This window comes from Mycobacterium paraseoulense, from assembly GCF_010731655.1.
Lineage (GTDB): Bacteria > Actinomycetota > Actinomycetes > Mycobacteriales > Mycobacteriaceae > Mycobacterium > Mycobacterium paraseoulense.
In genome coordinates, this window is sequence record NZ_AP022619.1 from 4,005,674 (window position 1) to 4,022,798 (window position 17,125).

19 protein-coding genes and 1 pseudogene are annotated in these 17,125 nt (G+C 68.5%); 11 read left to right on the plus strand and 9 right to left on the minus strand.

Annotation, left to right across the window (positions count from 1 at the left end; translation table 11 throughout):
* Positions 1–20 precede the first annotated feature (20 nt).
* Together G6N51_RS18605 and G6N51_RS18610 are read right to left on the minus strand one after the other, a co-directional pair.
* A complete protein-coding gene (locus G6N51_RS18605) occupies positions 21–326 on the minus strand; it encodes a PE domain-containing protein (RefSeq protein WP_083171355.1) in 306 nt (101 codons plus the stop codon).
* Positions 327–659: 333 nt separating this feature from the next.
* Complete coding sequence (locus G6N51_RS18610) at positions 660–1,988, minus strand: sensor histidine kinase (RefSeq protein WP_083171358.1); 1,329 nt, start codon at positions 1,986–1,988, stop codon at positions 660–662.
* Positions 1,989–2,224: 236 nt separating this feature from the next.
* Between G6N51_RS18610 and G6N51_RS18615 the strand changes: the two genes are divergently transcribed.
* The 4 genes and pseudogenes from G6N51_RS18615 to G6N51_RS29700 form a co-directional block, all read left to right on the plus strand.
* Positions 2,225–2,836: a TetR/AcrR family transcriptional regulator gene (locus tag G6N51_RS18615; RefSeq protein ID WP_083171054.1), complete on the plus strand. Its 612-nt coding sequence runs from the start codon at positions 2,225–2,227 to the stop codon at positions 2,834–2,836.
* 27 nt (positions 2,837–2,863) lie between these two features.
* Positions 2,864–4,075 (plus strand): acyl-CoA dehydrogenase family protein, encoded by a 1,212-nt coding sequence (locus G6N51_RS18620; RefSeq protein WP_083171057.1) that lies wholly within the window; start codon positions 2,864–2,866, stop codon positions 4,073–4,075.
* 51 nt (positions 4,076–4,126) lie between these two features.
* Positions 4,127–5,344, plus strand: coding sequence for a GNAT family N-acetyltransferase (locus tag G6N51_RS18625; RefSeq protein ID WP_083171059.1), 1,218 nt, complete (start codon positions 4,127–4,129; stop codon positions 5,342–5,344).
* A gap of 82 nt (positions 5,345–5,426) precedes the next feature.
* Positions 5,427–5,581, plus strand: a pseudogene (locus tag G6N51_RS29700) (hypothetical protein); the annotation flags it as partial.
* Between the two features lie 110 nt (positions 5,582–5,691).
* Here G6N51_RS29700 and G6N51_RS18630 read toward each other — a convergent pair.
* Positions 5,692–5,970: a hypothetical protein gene (locus G6N51_RS18630; protein WP_083171061.1), complete on the minus strand. Its 279-nt coding sequence runs from the start codon at positions 5,968–5,970 to the stop codon at positions 5,692–5,694.
* 165 nt (positions 5,971–6,135) lie between these two features.
* Here G6N51_RS18630 and G6N51_RS18635 point away from each other — a divergent pair, with 165 nt between their 5' ends.
* Positions 6,136–7,353, plus strand: coding sequence for an MFS transporter (locus tag G6N51_RS18635; RefSeq protein WP_232078430.1), 1,218 nt, complete (start codon positions 6,136–6,138; stop codon positions 7,351–7,353).
* Between the two features lie 19 nt (positions 7,354–7,372).
* Here the strand turns inward: G6N51_RS18635 and G6N51_RS18640 are convergent, their stop codons facing one another.
* Together G6N51_RS18640 and G6N51_RS18645 are read right to left on the minus strand one after the other, a co-directional pair.
* On the minus strand, positions 7,373–8,410 hold the full coding sequence (locus G6N51_RS18640) for an LLM class F420-dependent oxidoreductase (RefSeq protein WP_083171064.1): 1,038 nt from the start codon (positions 8,408–8,410) through the stop codon (positions 7,373–7,375).
* A 12-nt stretch (positions 8,411–8,422) separates the two neighbouring features.
* The gene (locus G6N51_RS18645) at positions 8,423–8,845 is read right to left on the minus strand and encodes a nuclear transport factor 2 family protein (protein WP_083171066.1); all 423 of its coding nucleotides are present in this window, start codon (positions 8,843–8,845) and stop codon (positions 8,423–8,425) included.
* A gap of 121 nt (positions 8,846–8,966) precedes the next feature.
* Between G6N51_RS18645 and G6N51_RS18650 the strand changes: the two genes are divergently transcribed.
* A complete protein-coding gene (locus tag G6N51_RS18650; protein WP_083171068.1) occupies positions 8,967–9,617 on the plus strand; it encodes a PadR family transcriptional regulator in 651 nt (216 codons plus the stop codon).
* A gap of 31 nt (positions 9,618–9,648) precedes the next feature.
* Here the strand turns inward: G6N51_RS18650 and G6N51_RS18655 are convergent, their stop codons facing one another.
* Positions 9,649–10,368 (minus strand): NUDIX hydrolase, encoded by a 720-nt coding sequence (locus G6N51_RS18655; RefSeq protein WP_083171070.1) that lies wholly within the window; start codon positions 10,366–10,368, stop codon positions 9,649–9,651.
* Positions 10,369–10,499: 131 nt separating this feature from the next.
* On the opposite strand from G6N51_RS18655, the gene G6N51_RS18660 reads away from it, so the two are divergent.
* From G6N51_RS18660 to G6N51_RS18670, 3 genes are read left to right on the plus strand one after another with little or no spacing between them, the layout of a single operon-like run.
* On the plus strand, positions 10,500–11,543 hold the full coding sequence (locus tag G6N51_RS18660; RefSeq protein WP_197747125.1) for an amidohydrolase family protein: 1,044 nt from the start codon (positions 10,500–10,502) through the stop codon (positions 11,541–11,543).
* 54 nt (positions 11,544–11,597) lie between these two features.
* Entirely contained in the window at positions 11,598–12,515 is a 918-nt protein-coding gene (locus G6N51_RS18665) for an SCO6745 family protein (protein ID WP_083171074.1), read from the plus strand.
* Positions 12,516–12,519: 4 nt separating this feature from the next.
* Complete coding sequence (locus tag G6N51_RS18670) at positions 12,520–12,786, plus strand: YdeI/OmpD-associated family protein (protein ID WP_083171076.1); 267 nt, start codon at positions 12,520–12,522, stop codon at positions 12,784–12,786.
* Positions 12,787–12,795: 9 nt separating this feature from the next.
* On the opposite strand, the gene G6N51_RS18675 is transcribed toward G6N51_RS18670, so the two are convergent.
* From G6N51_RS18675 to G6N51_RS18685, 3 genes are all read right to left on the minus strand, one after another.
* On the minus strand, positions 12,796–13,149 hold the full coding sequence (locus G6N51_RS18675; RefSeq protein ID WP_083171078.1) for a VOC family protein: 354 nt from the start codon (positions 13,147–13,149) through the stop codon (positions 12,796–12,798).
* A gap of 146 nt (positions 13,150–13,295) precedes the next feature.
* A complete protein-coding gene (locus G6N51_RS18680) occupies positions 13,296–13,805 on the minus strand; it encodes a hypothetical protein (RefSeq protein ID WP_083171360.1) in 510 nt (169 codons plus the stop codon).
* A gap of 141 nt (positions 13,806–13,946) precedes the next feature.
* Entirely contained in the window at positions 13,947–14,831 is an 885-nt protein-coding gene (locus G6N51_RS18685) for a cyclopropane mycolic acid synthase family methyltransferase (protein WP_083171363.1), read from the minus strand.
* Between the two features lie 177 nt (positions 14,832–15,008).
* Between G6N51_RS18685 and G6N51_RS18690 the strand changes: the two genes are divergently transcribed.
* Together G6N51_RS18690 and G6N51_RS18695 are read left to right on the plus strand one after the other, a co-directional pair.
* A complete protein-coding gene (locus G6N51_RS18690; RefSeq protein WP_083171080.1) occupies positions 15,009–15,599 on the plus strand; it encodes a hemerythrin domain-containing protein in 591 nt (196 codons plus the stop codon).
* Between the two features lie 178 nt (positions 15,600–15,777).
* Positions 15,778–17,106, plus strand: a complete 1,329-nt coding sequence (locus G6N51_RS18695) for an MFS transporter (protein WP_083171082.1) — start codon at positions 15,778–15,780, stop codon at positions 17,104–17,106.
* Positions 17,107–17,125 lie beyond the last annotated feature (19 nt).

A 17,125-nucleotide genomic window follows, 5' to 3' on the forward strand; every position in this document is an offset into this window, starting at 1 on the left:
CCCTCTTTGGGTCGTCGGCCTTACGCGCCGATTGCCAGCGTCAGGCTGCGCATGAGCTCGGTGACGACGTAGGTGCCCGAGGCGAGGCTCTGCGCGCCGGCGAACAACCCGCGCTGAGCGGCGTGCTCGGAGACCACTCCCAGGTAGCTTCCGCCGCACGCGTTGAGCGCCGCCGCGAACATCGCCGAGTCAGGGTCGCCGCCCATCGGCAGCACGCCCAGCAGCACGGGGGCGGCCGCCGAAGCCGCCGCCTGAGTTTCGGCGCTGATCCCCGCCTCCGCGGACGAGGAGGCCAGCACCGCCTCCGATTGCACCTGCAGCACCATGATTTCCCTCCGATTGCTCAGCGTCATAAAAGACGACTTGGCGCCTCAGTCTAGTGCGATCCGACCGTTCGTGTATTCAGTCGATCCTCCCCGGCCGCGGGCCGGAAATTACGCGTTTTTTCTGGTCGCCGGTATTCCCGTTATGAGTCATCCGTCAAACAACCTCGTAAGCCACTGCAGACACAGGGGCCACGGGATCGCCGTCAAAACGCGGCCGGAAGGGGTCATGCCAATAGCTCGCAGGAATTACCGATGCGCTCCGCCCAATCGGCGCCGATTCGGCGTTGAATGGGCGTGGCCGTCCGATTCCCGGCGCGGTATCGCGCCTAAAAGTTACGCGGGGCCGCGACCGTCGCCGGCCAGGTTGAGCAACAGTCGGGTGCCGCCGAGCGGGCTGGTCTGCAATGCCGCTGTGCCGCCGTGCAATTCGGCCTGCTGGGCGACCAGGGCCAGCCCGAGCCCGGAGCCCGAGCGCGATGCCGTCGACCCGCGGGTGAAGCGCTCGAAGACGGTGGCCCGTTCCGATTCGGGGACGCCGGTGCCGTCGTCGTCGATCGCGATCTGGACGCCCTCGCTGGAGCTGCTCACGGTGAGCTGGATCTTGCCGGCGTTCCCGTGCTTGACGGCGTTGGCGATGGCGTTGTCGATCACCAGCCGCAGCCCGGTGGGCAACCCCACCATCAGCACCGTCGGCGAAGGCACCAGCGACACCTCCACCTCGGGGTAGATCCGCAGCGCGTCGTGCGCGGCGCGGTCCAGCAGTTCGGTGATGTCGAACGGGACGAAGTCGTCGACAGTGGTGAGCTCGCCCTGCGCCAGCCGTTCCAGTGCCGTCAGTGTCGCCTCGATGCGGCTCTGGGTGCGGATGACGTCGCCGATGACCTCCTGGCGCTGCTCGTGCGGCAGGTCCAGGGTGGACAGCACCTCGAGGTTGGTGCGCATGGCCGTCAATGGGGTGCGCAGCTCGTGGGAGGCGACCGCGGCGAAGTCGCGGGCCGACTCGAGCGCCGCCCTGGTGCGCTGTTGTTCGTTACCGATGCGCGCGAGCATGCCCTCGACGGCCTCGGCGATCTCCACGGCCTCGCGCACCCCGCGCACCTGGACCTCGTCGGGGCTGGACTGCGCGTTGATGGCGCGAGCCTGCTGAGCCAGCAGCAGGAACGGGTTCACCATGATCAACGAGATCACCCAGCCGACCACCACGGTGCCGCCGATGACGCTGGCGCAGATCAACAGCACCCGCAGGTGCAGCTCGTTGATCCGGTGCTGGGCTTCGGCCAGCGGCGCGGCCAGCGCGATCGAGGCCGGGCCCGCGGAGAAGGTGCGCACGCGGTACTGCACCCCGTTGATCGTGGTGTTCGCGTACCCGTTGGGCAGCTTGGGCAGCACGATGTTGCTGGGCACCGACACCGTCTGGTCGCCGATGCGCGCGGTGCGCACCAGGTTGCCGTCCGGCATGGGCTGGTCGGGGCTGGCGTGCTGGACGTTGTTGAGCAGGGAGTTGATGTCGCCCAGGCTGCTGACCGAGTCGAGCCGGCGGTCGAGCTGGCTGTATTGGTCGTTGGTGACGCCGACCCACACCCAGGTGCCTAGCAGCACGACCAGGGTGATGACCGACAACGCGGCGACGACGACGATGGTGCGGAGCGACAACACCCGCATCGGCAGCTGTACGTGCGGTAACACGCGACTGTCACGCTCCTCTTGTGCGGTTCGCGGCACCGGGCCTGCGACGGTGTCGACCACCTGGCCACCACCCTCACACCGATGGCGATTCGCCGTCCAGGCGTCGCGGGGTTTCGCAGAGAATCTAGCGCCAATCGGCGAACGCGCGTGCCGCCCCCGCAGCGACGGCCGGCATTTTGCGCGCCAGACCGGTGAGTGAGTATTCTCTCACCATGCTCGCCTCCGGACGCGATCGGCTGCTGGCCGCGGCGCTGAAGCTCTTTGCGGACAAGGGCTACGCGGCGACGTCGGTTGCCGACATCCAGCGGGCATCCGGTCTGGCGCCGGGGTCGGGCGCGCTCTACAAGCACTTCGGCTCCAAGCGCGAGCTGCTCGAGGCCGCCGTCGCCCACCGAATCGACAGCATCGTGGCGGCGCGTGAGCAGTACGACGCCGGGCAGCCGGGCAGCGTCGAGCAGGCGGTGCGGACCGCCGGGCAGTTGATCTGGAGCAACCTCAAAGAAAGTGAGGACCTGCTCAAGGTCATGTTGCGTGAGCCCGACGAGCTCGGTGACCTCGACGAGAAGACGTGGCAGGTCATCACCGACAACGCCTACCAGCGGTTCGCCGACGAACTGGCCGCGTCGAATCGGGCCGGGCGCACCCGCATCCCCGATCCGGAGGCGGCCGCCGCTGTGGCGATCGGGTCGTTGTCCTATGCCGCGACGCTGCAGGCGCTGACCGGACGCCTGCCCGGCAACATCGACGAACAGCGGTACTTCGAGGCGTGGGTCAGCCAGACCGTCAGCGTCCTCGCCCAATACGGAAACCCCGAAAACCCGTGAAATCAGCAACCTTTCAGGAGTAGAACCGTGACTTTCTCACTGCAACTCACCGACGACGTGATCGAGGTGCGCGACTGGGTGCACAAGTTCGCCGCCGACGTCATCCGCCCCGCCGCGTCCGAATGGGACGAACGGGAGGAAACCCCGTGGCCGGTGATCCGGGAGGCCGCCAAGGTGGGCCTGTACTCCCCGGACTTCTTCGCGCAGCAGGCGGCCGAGCCGACGGGCCTGGGCATGCTGACCGCGTTCGAGGAGATGTTCTGGGGCGACGCCGGCATCGCGCTGTCCATCATGGGCACCGGCCTGGCAGCAGCTGCGCTGGCGGGCAACGGAACTCCCGAGCAGCTGGGCCAGTGGCTCCCCGAGATGTTCGGTACCGCCGACGAGCCGAAGCTGGGCGCGTTCTGCTCCTCCGAGCCGGACGCCGGGTCGGACGTCGGGGCGATCCGCACCCGGGCACGCTACGACGAGGCCACCGGAGAGTGGGTCCTCAACGGCACCAAGACCTGGGCGACCAACGGCGGCATCGCGAACGTGCACATCGTGGTGGCGTCGGTCTACCCCGAGCTGGGCACCCGCGGCCAGGCCACGTTCGTCGTCCCCGCGGGCGTCGGCGGGTTGGCCCAGGGCCAGAAGTTCAAAAAGCACGGGATCCGGGCGTCCCACACCGCCGAGGTGGTGCTGGACAACGTCCGCCTGCCCGAGGACCACATCCTCGGTGGACGGGAGAAGTTCGAGGCGCGGATCGCCCGGGTGAAGTCGGGCGCCTCGGCGCGCAGTCAGGCGGCGATGAAAACCTTCGAGCGCACCCGGCCCACGGTGGGCGCGATGGCGGTCGGCGTCGCGCGCGCGGCGTACGAGTACGCGCTCGACTACGCCTGCCAGCGCGAGCAATTCGGCCGCAAGATCGGCGAATTCCAGGCGGTGGCGTTCAAGTTGGCGGACATGAAGAGCCGCATCGACGCCGCCCGTCTGCTGGTGTGGCGGGCCGGCTGGATGGCGCGCAACAACCAGTCCTTCGACGCGGCCGAGGGATCGATGGCCAAGCTGGTGGCCAGCGAAACGGCCGTCTACGTCACCGACGAGGCGATCCAGATCCTGGGCGGCAACGGCTACACCCGCGACTACCCCGTCGAGCGCATGCACCGTGACGCCAAGATCTTCACGATCTTCGAGGGGACCAGCGAGATCCAGCGCCTGGTGATCTCGCGGGCGCTGACCGGCCTGCAGATTCGATAGCGGCCGGATCCCGCGGTCCACGGCACGGCGCCCGCGCGACATGATGACCGGATGAGCACCGAGATCCGGGTCCTCGACAGCGCCGACGACCTGCTGGCCGCCGCGAACGTGTTCCGTGTCGCCATGATCGGCTTCCCACCGCTGCCGGACCTGCCGCCGGGGCAGATCACCAAGTTGCTCGAGCCCGGCCGCACCGTCGGGGCGTTCGTCGGCGGCCAACTCGTCGGTACCGCGGACGCCGTGACGAGTCAGATGACGCTGCCCGGCGGGGCGATGGTGGGGCACGCCGCCGTCACGCACATCGGGGTGCTGCCGTCGTTCACCCGGCGGGGCGTGGCCACGGACCTGATCCGTCATCAGTTGCGCGACATGGCCTCCCGCGGTGAAGCCGTGGCATCGTTGCGGGCGTCGGAGGCGACGATCTACGGCCGGTACGGGTATGGCGTCGCCAGTTCTTCGCAGACCGTCCAGGTGCACACCGCGCGGGCGGCACTGCGGCGCGCCGTCGGAACAGGCGGTCCGGTCCGGCTGATCGACGCCGAGCAAGCCTGGGAGCTGCTGCCGCGCATCTATGCCGCGAATCGCCCGTCACGTCCGGGAACCATCGACCGGCCGGACGTGTGGTGGGAAGGCCTGCGGCTGCGCACCGAAAGTTCGCCCGGGCCCGCGTACTTCGCGGTGCACGGCGAGCCGGGGTCCGAATCGGGTTTTGCCCGCTACCGTCCCGTGGACACCGAAAGGTGGTTCGTCAGCGACCAGCGCGCGATCGCGGTGGAGGACTTCTTCGCGCCCACCGCGCACGCCTATCTCGGGCTGCTGCGGTTCCTGTTGGGGCTGGATCTCATCGACCGCGTGGTGTTTTGGATGTTGCCGATGGACGACCCGCTGCCCTGGTTGCTGGCCGATCGGCGGGCCGCGCGGGTCACCGCGGTACACGACGAAACGTGGTTGCGCGTCATCGACGCGGAGCGGGTGCTGACGGCACGCCGCTACGCCGGCGACGGCGCGGTCACCATCGCGGTCAATGACGCCTTGCTGCCGCAGAATTCGGCTCGCTTCACGGTCCGCGGCGGCGGTGCCGAGCCGACCGGGCGGCCAGCGGAACTCGACGTGGACATCGAGGGGCTGGGCGCCGTCCTGCTCGGCGGCACCACGTGGCGCGACCTCGCGGTCGCCGGACTGGTCCGCGCCGACGACCCGTCGGCGATTGCCGTCGCCGATCGGTTGTTCGCGGTGTCGGACGCACCGCACGCCGGGTTCTTCTTCTAGCCGCGCGGGTATGCGGGTCGCGTGATCGTCATCGTCGGCGCCGGAGTCTGTGGGCTGGCCGCCGCCTACGAGCTGGCGCGGCACGGGGAGCTGGCGCTACGGCGAACCCGTCTTGGTGGACGACCCGTGGGGCCACGGCAACTCGTTGGCGTGGGCGAAAAGTTGCCCGCCCCCGCGCGGCACAAGTTCACCGATATGCGCCGGATCCGTTCGGAGCGAACGGCTTTCGAGCCGCACGCCAGCCGAGGTCACGTCGCGGGTGTGGCGGCCGATCCAGGCGTGGCCACCCCGCGCGAACTTCGATCATCGGACGGCACCGGCGCCCGTGACAGAGCAGGCGGTAACCGTCAGCCGTGCGGCGCCTCGGAGATCTTCGTGTCCGGCTTGCCCAACGTCTGGCAGTACGTCAACGCCGACAGCCGGGTGGCCGAAATCTCGGCGTTGGCCGGGTCGGTGCCGTTCTTGTCCTTCAGCATCTTGCTGACTTCGTCGTTCTGCTTCTTCTCGTCCTGCGAAGTGAAGTCCTTGCACTTGGTGTCGCCGCCGGTGTTGATGACCTGCGAGGCCGAACACGCGCTGGACAGCAGCGCGGCGATCGCGAACATGGCGGCCGCTATTTGCTTCATGATGTGCCTTCCTCGAGCCGAGTAGTGGTATCTGTACACCAAATCGGCCGATTTGAAACCCCCGCACCCGCTTTGCCCGGCGGCTCGGGAATAACTGCCGGGTCCACGTCGTCGTTTAGATTTCGTCGGCCCGGCCGCGCCTAGCTCGCAGGGGAGGGAACGCCCGTGTCCAACCGGTCAGCAACACGGTCGGCGTCGGTCGCGACCGACGCCGGCGCCGCTTCGGTGGGACCCCGTGGCGTGTTCGCGGGTGTGCTGGTGCTGTTGCTGTCCATCGGCTGGGTCGCGAACCACTTCGTCGCGCTGATGCCCTTACTCAGCGCCCGGCAACATCTCCGCCCGGCCACGCTCGACGCCATCTTCGGCATCTACGCCCTGGGGCTGCTGCCGGGTCTGCTTGTCGGCGGGCGAGCGTCGGATGCGTTCGGGCGCCGGTCAGTGGCGCTGGCCGGTTCGGCGACCGCCGTAGTGGGGACGATTGCGATGCTGTGCTCACAACAGTACGACGTGTTGCTGCTGGGCCGCCTCATCGTGGGGGCCGGGGTCGGGCTGGCGATGAGTTCCTGCACCGCGTGGGCCTCCGACCTGAAGGGTCCCGCGGGGGCGGCCGCCGCCGGCGCGGTGCTGATGGGCGGTTTCGCGGTCGGCCCGTTCGCCGGAGCGCTGATCGCCGGGATCGGTCCGGCCGGCGTTCGCCTGTCGTTCGGCGTCGCGGCCGCCGTCGGCCTGGCGGCGATGGGCGTCGTGGTCGTCGCTGCGCGGCACACGGGGGTCACCGCGGCCGCAGCCGCCCGGGTCTGGGAGCCGTCGACGACCGCCGGGCACGGCGCGGCGCGGGCGTTGAGTTGGGCCATGCCGCTGGCCCCGTGGGTGTTCGCCTCGGCGACACTCGGATTCATCGCCCTGCCCGGCCGAGTGCACACCGGGCTGACCGCTCCGATGGCCGCCGGCACGGCCACCCTGCTGGTCAATGGCGTCAGCGGGCTGATCCAGGTTCTCGCCCGCGCCCGCCGGTGGGGGCCGCAGGCCGGCACGGCCGGTGCGGTGCTGGCCGCGCTCGGCTACGCGGTCACCGCGCTCGCCCCGCCCACCATCCCGCTGGCGCTGGGTGTGCCGCTGTTCCTGGTGCTGGGGTGCGCCTCCGGCCTGTGTTTGCGCGAAGGCTTGATCGACCTGGAGGCCGCGGCGCCGAAACGCTTGCGCGGCGCGCTCGTTGGGGCGTTTTACGTCGTCACATACGTAGGTTTCGGACTGCCGTTGATCTTGGCGACGGTCGGGTCGGGGGCTTCGACGGCCATCCTCGCGGTGATGGCGGTGCTGGCGTCGCTGACTGCCGTGAGCCGAGCGGTCCGACTCCGCGCAGACGCGCACCGCCAGGGCTGACCGCCGGTGGACGCGGCGCTCACACCAGTTCGCGCAGGGTCTCGATCAGCTTGATCCGTTCGGCCGCTGTGGACGCGATGGGCGCGACGTTGAGGGCGGTGACCCCCGCTTCCCGAAACGCGGCCAGGCGATCCATGACGAACTCGCGGCTGCCGATCAGGTTCACGTCGCGCACCAGATCGTCGGGCACCACCTTGGCGGCGCCATCCTTGTCACCGGCCAGGTAGAGCTCTTGGATCCGGTCGGCCTGGGGCCCATAGCCGTACTTGGTGGCCAGCGCGTGGTAGAAGTTCTTGCCCTTGGCGCCCATTCCGCCGATATACAGGGCCAGGTGCGGTTTGACGAATTCCCGTAGTGGTTCGACGTTTTCGCCGATGGCCAGCACCGGGCCGGCGTAGATGTCCAGCTCGCCCAGACTGGGGTCCCGCTTGGCCCGGCCGGTGGCGAGTGCCTCTCCCCACACATCCTGCGCCTTCTCGGGCAGGTAGAAGATCGGCTGCCAACCCTCGGCGATCTCGGCCGCGAGCTCGACGTTCTTGGGGCCCAGCGCGGCGATTAGTATCGGGATCCGTTCCCGCACAGGTTTGTTGATGAGCTTCAGCGGTTTGCCCAGCCCGGTGCCCTGGTCGGCGGGCAGCGGAATCGTGTAATACCTGCCCTGGTGGTTGACGGTCTCGCGGCGCCACACCTGGCGGCAGATGTCGATCACTTCGCGCGTCCGGGCGATCGGCGCGTCGTAGGGTACACCGTGAAAACCCTCGATGACTTGCGGGCCGGATGCGCCCAGCCCGAGGGTGAATCGGCCGTCGGAGACGTAGTCCAGGCCGGCCGCGGTCATCGCGGTCAGCGTGGGCGTTCTGGTGTAGAGCTGCAAGATTCCCGAGGCCAGTCCGACCCGATCGGTGCTGGCGGCCAGGTAACCGAGCGCGCTCACCGCGTCGAACGAGTACGCCTCGGGGACGAAGACGATGTCGAGCCCGGCGCGCTCGAGGTCGGCCACTTCGGCGGCCACGTCCTTGAAGCCGCCGGCATAGTTGATGGCCAGTCCGATTCGCATGTTCGCCTGCTCCTACGCGGTGGTGAATTCGTCGGCCAGTTCAAGCGCCTCCTGCTGGATCCGCTCGAACTGGGCACCCATCGCCTCCGACAGCGCCTTCGCGCCCGACAGCGGCCGCACCATGACCATGAAGTCGTCGATGAGACCGTCCTCGTTGACGTGCAGGAAGTCGCAACCGGTGATCTTGACTCCCGGCGCCCCGACGATCCCGGTCTCGAACACCAGCGCGTGGTTGCCGCCACTGTCGTCGTGGATCTCACGCACGTAGCGGAAGTCCTCGAAGATCCGCATCACGCCGCGCAGGATCGCCGCGGTGATCGGCTTGCCGACGTAGGGCTTGAACGCCACCGGGCTGGTGAATACCACGCCGTCGGCAAGCAGCGCCTGGATGCCCTTCTCGTCGCGTTCTTCGACCGCCTTGCGGAACGGATGCATCCCACACCTCGCCTAGTGGATTCGTTTCAGAAGCGTCGTTGACGCTATGCCGTCCACCCCAGCGTGTCCAGAGTGCGATTAATCACTTTGTTGAATAATCATCTCGAGGTAATCTTTCCCGGTGTCGCTGCGTGACGCGGTATTGGCCGCCCTGCTCGAGGGGGAGTCGTCGGGCTACGACCTGGCCAAAGACTTCGACGCGTCGGTCGCGAACTTCTGGATGGCCACCCCGCAGCAGCTGTACCGGGAACTCGACCGGCTCGCCGAGCAAGGTCTCATTCAGGCCCGCCTCGTGCACCAGGAACGCCGGCCCAACAAGCGCCTGTTCTCACTGACCGACGCCGGTCGCGACGCCATCCGGGAGTTCACCGGTCAGCCGCCGAAGCCGTTGGCGATCCGCGACGAACTGCTGGTCAAGGTCCAGGCCGCGGACGCCGGCGACACCCCGGCCGTGCGTGAATTCGTCAGCGAACGCCTGCGGTGGGCGGCGGCGAAACTGCAACGCTACGAACGGTCGCGGGCACGCGTGCTCAACGGCCGCGACGAGGGTGAATACCTGGCCCACGCCGAGCGAATCGGCCCCTACCTGACGCTGCTACGCGGAATAACGTTCGAGGAAGAGAACATTCGGTGGGCCGAGCGCGCGCTGGCGGTCATCGACCACCGCCTCTCGGCGGTGGCTAAGACGGCCCCGAGCTCACCGCGCCACCAGGCTGCCGCGGGCCGGGTAGCTCATCCTGACCGACCTCGGGAACGGTCCCGCCGTCAGTGAACTTGGCACGTTTGCCCGGACTCCGCGGCGTCTACCTCCACGCGAAGACCGGTTGCTCCAGCTCGTCGACGGGATCGTGACGGCCCTCCAGACACCACCACCGCACCTGCAGCAGCACGGCACCCGTCGGCGCGTGAATCAGGTCGTTCCCCAGCGGGATCTGCACGACGGGGCGGGTGCTCTCCGGGATGGTGATGAATCGCGGCGAGTCGTCGCGCTGCAATTGGTGCAGGCCCACCCGGTAGACGGCCACCACCTCGTCGGGCGCGGGGCGGGGATCGAGGCGCCCGCCACCCCAGATCACGACCGGGGTGATGACGTAGCCCGAGCGTGTCGGGTAGTCGTCCAGGAGGCCGAGCACGGTCGAGCCGGGCAGGTCGACGTCGACCTCCTCGTGTAGTTCCCTGAGCGCCGCGTCGACGGCGGTCTCGCCCGGGTCGAGCCGGCCGCCGGGCAGCGCCCACTGCGCCGCGTGGGCATTGAGGCGAGACGCCCTGCGACACAACAGGAAAGCCGCGCCACCGGATACGCCGACCATCCGGCCGTCGAGACCGGGCTCCGGCATCGCGCGATCACCGATCCACTCGTCCACCGGCGCCGGATCCACCCGGTCCTCGCCGAGGGCCGAGTCGACCAGGACGACGGCGACCGCCGCATGCCGCTTCGCCGGGTCGGTCAGCTTGCGACGATCATGGCGCGCCAGGTGGCCCCTGATCCGGTCGCGCAGCGTCTCGTCGTACGGGATGGTCACGCGTTCGAGATTAGGCGGGAATGGCCGGCTGCCCGCGGACGGTTGCCGCAACGGCGATCCCGGCCCGTCGGGTACCCCGGTGAACGCCCGGCGCTCCGGCGTCGTAGGTGTCCATGTATGGGAGGAGAAGGATGAAGGTCATCGGCTTCGAAGAGCACTACAGGCTCCCGGCGATAGGCGACGAACACCGGAACGACGGGCGGGGCGGGGCGCCCGAACTCCTCCAGGAGGCGGGCTACGGCTCGCCCGGTCCGCAAGGAGAATGGCCGCCGGGCATCAATGACCTGGGCGAGGGCCGCATCGCCGCGATGGACGCCGCGGGCGTCGATATGCAGATCCTGTCGCACTCCGTCCCCGGCCCCGAGACGCTGGAACCCGCGATCGGGGTCGAGCTGGCCGGGCGGGCCAACGACGCGGTGGTGGCCGCGGTAGCCCGGCACCCGGACCGGTTCCGTGGCTTCGCCACGCTGCCGATGCGCGACCCGGCCGCGGCCGCGGCCGAGCTCGAACGCACCGTCGGTGATCACGGTTTCGTGGGCGCGCTGATCAACGGTCACATCGGCGGCCGGTATCTCGATGACACCTTCTTCTGGCCGGTCTTCGAAGCCGCCGAAACACTCGGTGTGCCAATCTTTTTGCACCCCACGCTGCCACCGCGGCCGGTCATCGACGCCTACTACGCCGGCTTCGACCCGAAGATCACCGCCCGACTGGCGGGGGCGGGAGTCGGCTGGCACATCGACACGGGGGTGCACTGCCTGCGGCTGATCCTGGGCGGGGTGTTCGACCGGTTCCCCCGGCTGCAGATCATCGTGGGCCACCACTTCGAGGCGCTGAGCTGGATGGGCTGGCGGACCGACTACTCGTTTCCGACAGAGGTCACCGGCCTCAAGCGCACCGTCAAGGAATACCTTCGGGAAAACTTCTACGGCGGCATCCTCGCCGGCGACTTCTTCAACCAGGAGCCCGGCGCGATGGACCCCAGTTGGAGCCTGTCCTTCAACGCGTACCTGGCGATGGTGAACGTCATCGGCATCGACCGAGTCGTGTTCACCGCCGACTATCCCTACGGAAACATCAAGGCGTGCCGGCAGTTTCTCGACCAAATGCCCATCGGCGAAGACGATCGAGACAAGATCGCCCACCGCAACGCCGAGCGCCTGCTGAGGCTTTGAGCCGCCGGCCCTCATCGGAGCCGCCCGAACGGGTGGGTGTGGTTAACTGCGACCGTGCAAAGGGAACCGGTGCTGGCCCGGCGCTTCTTCGATCGCTACGAGCCGGTACATGCCGTGACATATTTCGCCCCGGAGGCTCGCGCTGCGTTGGACGGGCTGGGCTACCGGGGCTTCTGGATGGGCTACTTCGCGGCCCGCTCGGCACCGCTGGGCGTGGTCCCGCGCGAGGTGGTCACCGCGATCTTCTACAACTTCGCCCCCGAGCGGGTCGCCAAGGCGTTACCCGCGGCCTGGCAGGTCGCCGGTCCCGACGCGGCGTTGCGCGCCCGGCGGGAGTCCGCCGTCGCGGCGCTGCACCGTTACGGCCTGATCGCGGACGAAACCGTTCGCATCGCAGCGGGATTGGCGGGAAAGGCGGCCCGGCAGGCGCCGCTGGACGGACGCCCCCTGTTCGCCGCGAACCTGGCGCTGCCGTGGCCGGAGGATCCACTGGCCGCGCTGTGGCACGCGACGACGTTGTTGCGCGAGCACCGCGGCGACGGGCACGTGGCGGTGCTGGCCGCCGCGGGCGTCTCGGGCCGGGAGTCCAACGTGTTGCACGCCGCCGCGGGCGGGGTCCCGCGCGAGTACATCGCGCGCACCCGCGACTACGACGGGGCGGCGTGGACGCACCACGAGCAACGCCTGGCCGAGCGGGGCCTGCTCGACGATGATGGCTCGCTGACCACCGCCGGCAGGGAACTGAAGGACCACATCGAGCGGTCCACCGATGCTCTTTCCCTGTCGGCGCTCGATGCGCTCAGCGACGAGGAGGTGGAAACCCTGTTCCGTGCGCTCACACCGGTCACCCGCGCCGTGGTCGCGGGCGGCGATGTCCCCGACCTCACCCCTATGTCGTTGCGCCGCGACGAATTGCACGACGACAGCGCGCATTTGCCGTCTCAGCAGCCGCGCGACGACGGGTTAATCTAGCCCCATGAGCAGTCAGCGGATACCCGGCGGGGTCGTGCACAAGCTCCCCGCGGACCTGCGCGAGTCGCTGATCGGCAACGCCGCCGCGCTCGCCGCGTGGCAGGACATCACGCCGTTGGCCCGCAACGAGTTCATCTGCTGGGTCGAGGACGCCAAGCAGGAGGCGACCAGGCAGCGCCGCATTCGCCGGACGCAGGAGGAACTCGAAGAAGGCAAGCGCCGGCCGTGCTGCTGGCCCGGCTGCAAGCACCGCGAGCGCACCGGGAGATAAGGGCGCGGGTCAGCGTCCCAGTGACTTGTAGAACACCAGGCCGTTGCCCTTGTTGTCGTAGACCACGGCGCGGCGTTCGTGCGCGTCGTCGTACGGGCCTTTGACGATGCCGCCGCCGCTGGCCTCCACCGCCTTGGCCGCTGCGTCGACGTCGGCGGTCTTGATGCCGACGACGACCTGACCCGGTATCGGATGGTCCACTTCAGTCGCCAGCGCGAGGGTGACCGGGCCGCCGTCGAGGGCGGCGAAGTGCGCGCCGTCGCGGAATTTCAGCGGCATGCCCAGCGTCTCGCTGTAGAACCGGATCGACTCGTCGAGGTCGTCGGTCGACAGGACGATCATCTTGACTTCGTGCTCGCTCACGGGCCCTCCTCTGGACGCTCGATGGCATTCAGACTAGGCCCGAGGCGCCGGCCGGGAGGCGACGGGGACGCAACGACGGCCGCCGAGCTTTGGACACCTTGTGCGGCAGGCGCATTGACGCACCCAGCCCCTACGACGGCCCAGAGTCAGGTGCGGCCGGCCGGAACGATCTGCCCGTCAAGGTAATCCATCGGAGGTCCGTCACCGTTTCCCGCGTCGCGGTCGGCCACCGCGGTGGCCAGAGCGGTGCCATCCTGAATGGTCCCGACGATTTCTACGTGGTCGTTCACCGTGAAATGCGGGATGACAGTGGCTGGTTGGCCCCCGCCGTGCCCGATGAGGGTGGTGTTGGGGGTGACGAGATACGTCTGGGTGTAGCCGTTGGCGCTGCGCGCGGTGACCGAGCCCGCCGACACGGCGATCACCGTGCCCTCCTGCCGCACCGGCTGCGACGCCGACGGCGGCTCCTGGCTGGCCTCGACCGTCCGCTTGTCGTCATGCGGCGCATTGAGCACCAGGGCTGTCAGGGCCGCCGCGCACAGCGTCGAGGCGGAGATGACGTCGCACACCGTCGCGATGCCCAGCCACCGCCGCGCGGCGGGAACCGCGGGCCGACTTTGCTGCGGCGTCGGGCACATTCGATGCTTGGCACTCACGAGCAATCCTCCCCTGCGGTTTCGCGCCGACGAAGGTCGACGCGTACCGAATCAGGTTGTTGCTCGTGGTTTTACCCCGGGGGTGGCGCTGATAAACCGGTCCGGTGGCGGCCCGTCCCGGATCACCACCCTCGCGGGCGGTCAGCCCTTGGCGAGGGTGAACTGCGCGACGTCGGTGTAGCCCTCGCGGAACAGGTCGGCGCAACCGGTCAGGTACTTCATGTATCGGTCGTAGACCTCCTGGGACTGGATCGCGATGGCCTCGTCGCGGCGTGATTCGAGCGCGGCCGCCCAGGTGTCGAGGGTCCGCGCGTAGTGCAGGCGCAGCGGCTGGACGAGCTTGGCCCCGAAGCCGGCGCGCTCCGCGTGCTCGACGACGGTCTTGGCGGCGGGCAGGTCACCGCCCGGGAAGATCTCGTCCATGATGAATTTCATGAACCGCAGCTTCGTCATGGTGATGGGCAGCCCGCGCTCGGCGAATTCTTCGCTGCTGGGCTGGATGATGGTGTGCAGCATCATCACGCCGTCGGCGGGCAGCGCCTCGTAGGCCATCTTGAAGAAGTCGGGGTACCGGTCGCGGCCGAAGTGTTCGAAGGCGCCGATGGACACGATGCGATCCACCTTTTCGTCGAACTGCTCCCAGCCCTGAAGCAGCACCCGCTTGCTGCGCGGGCTGGGGTGCTGGTCCAGACGCCGCTGCACGTGCGCCTGCTGGTTGCGGCTCAGGGTCAGTCCGACGACGTTGACGTCGTAGCGTTCGAGCGCCCGAACGATGGTGGTGCCCCAGCCGCAGCCGATGTCGAGCAGCGTCTGCCCTGCCTGCAGGCCGAGCTTGCCCAGCGACAGGTCGACCTTCGCGAGCTGCGCCTCTTCCAGGGTCATGTCGTCGCGCTCGAAGTAGGCGCAGCTGTAGGTCCGCGTCGGGTCGAGGAAGAGCGCGAAGAACTCGTCGGACAGGTCGTAGTGTGCCTGAACGTCCTCGAAATGCGGTTCCAGGCTTGCGGGCTCACTGCGATTTTCCGACACGAACAACCTCTGACATCTGTGGGGCTTGGCGGCGTGCGATCGCGGTCGATCGGCACGCTGGTGCCCTAGTGTATCCGGACGGTTCGCGCGGCCCCGCCGGCGTGTTCCCCAGGTTGACTGGTTCCGTCGCCATGGGACACCATGGCCGCGAACCGGTGAGGGAGGTGGCGCGTCGCGATGGCTGACATCACCATGTTGATCCTCGCCGACCACGAGTGGTTCCGCCGACAGTTCGCCAGGCTGGACGACCTGCAAGCCCGGGCGCCGACGGACCAAACCGCCCTGGCGCGGGTGTGGCGTCCCCTCGCCGACAAGCTGGACGTGCACGCCTACATCGAAGAGAAGGTCTTCTATCCGCAGTTGCTGCGGCGGGGCTCCGCCGACGCCGAGGGGGAGACGCTCGACGCCATCGGGGACCACAACGACATCCGCGACGGGGTGCGCGACGCCGACGCCGCGCAGGTCGGCTCCGAACAGTGGTGGGCCGCGGTCGGACGCACCCGCGAGGCCAACGACGACCACATGGCTGAAGAGGAGCGAGAAGGGCTGTCGGACTTTCGTCGCAGCGCCCCGATCGGGCTTCGCGAAGCGCTTGGGCGGCAATACAGCGATTTCATGGCCGAACATCCCACCACCGAGGGATTGCCGATCGTCGACCGCGACCCGCAAAGCTACGTCGAGGAGGTTGGGCCCACGCGGCCCGCGCCGAAGGAACGGTCCACGCCCGACGACTTCTCGCTCCGCATCGGCAGCCTGAAAGGTCAGTGAGTTCCCGCCGGAGCGCCCCGCTCGCTAGCATCGGCTCCCGGTCGATGCAGACGAGAGAGCCGGTTGGGAGTGTGAGTTGTTCGGCCCGCGAAACTTCTGGGTACGCAATCCGTCGATGAGTGCACGGGGCCGCCGAAGGAAATGGGCACGCAAGGAGATCAGGGTCGCCGACCCGGCTATGCGCCAGACCATCATGGGCACCGCCATCGGCAACTTCATGGAGTGGTACGACTTCGGGGTCTACGGCTACATCGCCACCACCATCGCCCAGGTGTTCTATCCCGGTAAGAGCGTCAGCGGCGTCCACCTGATCGCGACGTTCGGCACCCTGGCCGCGGCGTTCGTGGTGCGTCCGCTCGGCGGGTTCATCTTCGGCCCGCTCGGCGACCGCATCGGACGGCACCGGGTGCTTGTCGTCACCATCCTGATGATGACGGTGAGCACCACCGTGACCGGTTTGCTGCCCGGCTACAGCGCGATCGGCATCTGGGCGCCGATCCTGCTCGTGGTCGCCCGCATTTTTCAGGGCCTGTCGACCGGCGGTGAGTACGTCGGCGCGATGACCTATCTGGTCGAGCAGGCGCCCGACCACAAACGCGGCATGATGGTCGGCTTCTTGCCGATGGGCAACCTCGTCGGGTTCGTGCTCGCCGGGATGCTGGTGACCGGGTTGCAGACCTGGCTGCCCGAGAACGACATGCTGACGTACGGCTGGCGGATTCCTCTGCTGCTGGGTTTGCCCTTCGGCCTGTTCGCGCTGTTTCTGCGGCTACGGCTCGAGGAGTCCTCCGCCTACGAGAATGCGACCGATGGCATCCACCCGGGCGGCGGCGGCCGGCAGCAACTCCGGCACACGGTCATCGACCAGTGGCGTGGCCTGCTGATCTGCGCGGCCCTCGTGCTGACCTCACAGGTCGCCGACTTCATGCTGACCGGCTACCTGCCGACATATCTCAAGCTGTTCGTGCGCGTCGGTCACTCCGCCGGCCTGGTGATGATCGTGGTGACGCTGGCGATCCTGATGGTCACGGTGGTGCTCGTGGCCGCGTTGTCCGATCGCGTCGGCGTCAAACCGATCATGTGGACGGGCTGCGCACTGCTGATCGTGGGCTCCATTCCCGCCTTCCTGCTCATCCGCTTCGGCGGCGTCTACCCGGTGATCTTCCTCGGCGTGCTGCTGATCGGATTGATGGAGCTCTGCTTCGACAGCACCGCGCCCGCCATGCTGCCCGCCCTGTTCCCCACCAACGTGCGCTACGGGGCGCTGGCGATCTCTTACAACATCTCGATCTCGGCCGTGGGCGGCACCACGCCGCTGATCGCCCAAGCGCTGGTGTCGGGAACCGGGAACGTCATGGCACCCGCCTACATGCTGATCTTCGGTGGACTGGTGGGGGCCGTCACGCTGCTGTTCACGCCCGAAGTCGCCAGGAAGCCGCTGCCCGGATCCGGGCCCGCCGTGGAAAACGAGAAGGAAGCGCGCGAGCTGGCCGACGACGTCCGGTAGCCGGCCCGGTGAAAGGCGT